The sequence below is a fragment of the Corallococcus praedator genome (assembly GCF_003612125.1).
Classification (GTDB): Bacteria; Myxococcota; Myxococcia; order Myxococcales; family Myxococcaceae; genus Corallococcus; species Corallococcus praedator.
In genome coordinates this window covers 1-2966 of sequence record NZ_RAWI01000651.1, presented here as the reverse complement: position 1 = coordinate 2966, position 2966 = coordinate 1, and the positions used below count along the sequence as shown (strand labels likewise).

Sequence of the window (2966 nt, the reverse complement as noted above, 5' to 3'; positions counted from 1 at the left end):
CACCGTCGCCGCCCCCATCGTGCTCCCTCCCGAAGTGGCCGCCGCGCGCGCCCTCAAGGAGAAGCCCCGCATCAACGAGGTGGGCGTGGAGACGCTGTTCGGCGAGGACCTCATCTCCGAGAAGAGCCTGGACGAGGTCATCCTGAGCTACCTCGCCAGCGAGGGTGAGCCCTCTTAAGTCGCACCGCCTGTCCGCGTTTCCCCGTGAGCGGCCCGTTCCTGGGCGTGCTCCGGGGCCGTGGTAGGCTTCGGGGGCTTGCGCTCCCGGTCATGATCCAGTTCTTCCACGTCTACAAGGCGTACCCCGGCGATCCGCCCGTCCTGCAGGACATCAACCTGAACGTGGAGAAGGGCGAGTTCGTCTTCCTCACCGGGCCTTCGGGCGCGGGCAAGACGACGCTGCTCAAGCTCATCTTCTGCGGGGAGAAGGCCACCAAGGGGCAGATATTGGTGGGCGGCAAGAACATCGCGCGCATCCGCGAGTCGGCGGTGCCGTACCTGCGGCGCAACATCGGCGTGGTGTTCCAGGACTTCAAGCTGCTGCCCCACCGCAGCGTCGCGGACAACGTGGGCTTCACGCTGGACGTGCTGGGCGTGCCCCGCGTGGAGGGGCGCGAGAAGGTGCACCGGATGCTCAAGCTCGTGGGGCTGGAGCACAAGGCGAACTCGCTGCCCCTGCGGCTGTCGGGTGGAGAGCAGCAGCGCGTAGTGATTGCGCGTGCGCTCGTGAATGACCCGACCATCCTCCTGGCGGACGAGCCCACCGGCAACCTGGACCCGGCGCTCACCGTGGAGATCATGGACCTGCTCACGGACATCAACATCCGGGGCACCACGGTGATGGTGGCCACGCACGACGCCACGCTCCTGTCGCGCTACCAGAAGCGCACGGTGCGCCTGGAGCGCGGGCTCATCGTCTCCGACGAGGACGGCGTCAAGGCGGCCCGGCGGATGTTGGTATGAGCGTGCTGTCGAAGGCGGCGTACTTCTGCCGCTCGGCGGCTGGCGGGCTGAAGCACGCGCCCTTCGTCCACTTCATCGCGGTGTCCACCATCGCCATCGCGCTGTTCGCGGCGGGGCTCGCGCGCGGCGCGTCGCACGTGGTGGACAACCTGCTCGCGTCGCTGGGCGGGGAGGTGGAGGTCACCATCTACCTGGCCCCGCAGCTGGGACAGGACGAGGTCCACGGCGTCCACACGCGCGTGGTGGAGCTGAGTCACGGCGAGGTGACGGTGGTGCCGCCGGAAGCGGCGCTGCTGCGGCTCAAGCGCGAACTGGGAGACCTGGGCGAGGCCCTGTCGGAGCTGCCGGAGAACCCGCTGCCCGCGACGCTGGAGCTGCGCGTGCCGGAGGCCCGGCGCTCTCCCGCGGCGCTCCAGTCGCTGGCGAAGGAGCTTCGCGCGCTGCCCGGCGTCACCGGCGTGGACTACGGCGAGGCCGCGGTGGAGCGGCTGTCCGCCATCGCGCGGGCGCTGAGCTTCGGGGCGCTGGTGGCGCTGGTGGTGGTGCTGGGGACGACCATCGTCATCGTCGCGGCCACGCTCCAACTGGCCATCTACGCGCGGCGCGAGGAGATTGAAATCCAGAAGCTGGTGGGCGCCACCGACCGCTTCGTGAAGGCGCCCTTCCTCCTGGAGGGGTTGCTCCAGGGCCTGTTGGGCGCGCTGGTGGCGCTGGGCGGGCTGTGGCTGTTCGGCCGGCTCCTGGGGCCCACGCTGGGCTCGCTGTTCGCGTTCATCCTGGGCCCGGGCGTGAACGCGCCGTGGGTGGAGACGCGCACCGCGGTGGAGCTGCTCGCGGCCGGGTGCGCGCTGGGCCTGGGTGGCAGCTTCGTCGCGGTGGGGCGCTTCCTGCGGGTATGAGCGGGCGCCTCTGTCTTGGCATGGTCCTGGTGCTGCTCCTGGGCGCGACCTTGGCGCGGGCCCAGCAGGACGAGGAGTCGGAGCGCGCGGCCATCCGCGAGAAGCTGGCCGCGCAGCGCGCCACGCTCGCGCTGGTGGAGGCGAAGAAGCTCTCCGTGCTGGAGGGCATGGAGCTGATGGAGGACATGGCCTCCTTCTCCCGCCGCCGCGTGCGCGCGCTGGAAGGGGACCTGAACCTGTTCCGCCGCCGCGTCACGCTGGCCGAGCGCGAGGAGGCCGTGCTGCGCGAAGCCCTGCGCGCCCAACTGCGCCGCCTGTCCCCGCGCCTGCGCACCCTGTACCGGCTCCAGCGCAGACGGCCGCTGGAGGTGCTCCTGTCCGCGGAGGACTTCGCCGCGCTCATGTGGCGGGCCCGCGCGCTGGAGGCCAGCATGGCGGGCGACCTGGAGCTCTTGCGCACCGTGCAGCACGTGGCGGGGCTCCAGCGACAGGCGACGCTGGAGCTGAAGCGGCTGCACACCTCGCTGTCCCAGCGCGTGGCCTTCCTCCAGGCGCAGTCGAAGCAGGCCCGGGCCCAGCAGGAGGCCCTGGAGGAGGTGGTGGGGAAGCTGGCCGGCGAGGCGGAGCTGGCCAGGCGCGCCGTGCGCGAGCTGGAGGGCGCGGACGCGGAGCTCACCCGCATGCTGGTGGACCTGCACGAAGCCCCCGCGACCAGCGGCTTCGGCGCGCTGAAGGGCAAGCTGCCCAGGCCGGTGGCGGGCATCATCGAGGTGGGGTTCGGCCGGGTGGTGAACCCGCGCTTCAACACCGTCACGGTGCAGAAGGGCGTGGACATCCGCGTGCCAGCGGGCACCCCCGTGCACGCGGTGGCCGAAGGCACCGTCGTCTACGCGGGCTGGCTGCGCGGCTACGGCAACCTGCTCATCGTCGACCACGGCGACGACTTCCACACCCTGATGGCCCACCTGTCCACCGTCGGGGCGGAGGTGGGCGCGCGCGTGGCCCCGGGCGACGTGGTGGGCGAGGTGGGCGACACCGGCTCCCTCAAGGGCGCCTACCTGTACTTCGAGGTGCGCCGCGCCGGTCAGGCCGTTGACCCTGCCC

General features: G+C 71.5%; 3 protein-coding genes. All 3 read left to right on the top strand.

What is annotated here, in order from left to right; all coding sequences use genetic code 11:
- Positions 1–270 precede the first annotated feature (270 nt).
- Positions 271–963 (top strand): cell division ATP-binding protein FtsE, encoded by a 693-nt coding sequence (ftsE, locus tag D7Y13_RS40380; protein ID WP_120537747.1) that lies wholly within the window; start codon positions 271–273, stop codon positions 961–963.
- Positions 960–1862: a cell division protein FtsX gene (locus tag D7Y13_RS40375; RefSeq protein ID WP_120585894.1), complete on the top strand. Its 903-nt coding sequence runs from the start codon at positions 960–962 to the stop codon at positions 1860–1862. The genes ftsE and D7Y13_RS40375 overlap by 4 nt, the downstream gene beginning before the upstream one ends.
- A partial coding sequence (locus tag D7Y13_RS40370) for a murein hydrolase activator EnvC family protein (RefSeq protein WP_208734544.1) occupies positions 1859–2966 on the top strand: 1108 nt, incomplete at its 3' end. The genes D7Y13_RS40375 and D7Y13_RS40370, both read left to right, overlap by 4 nt.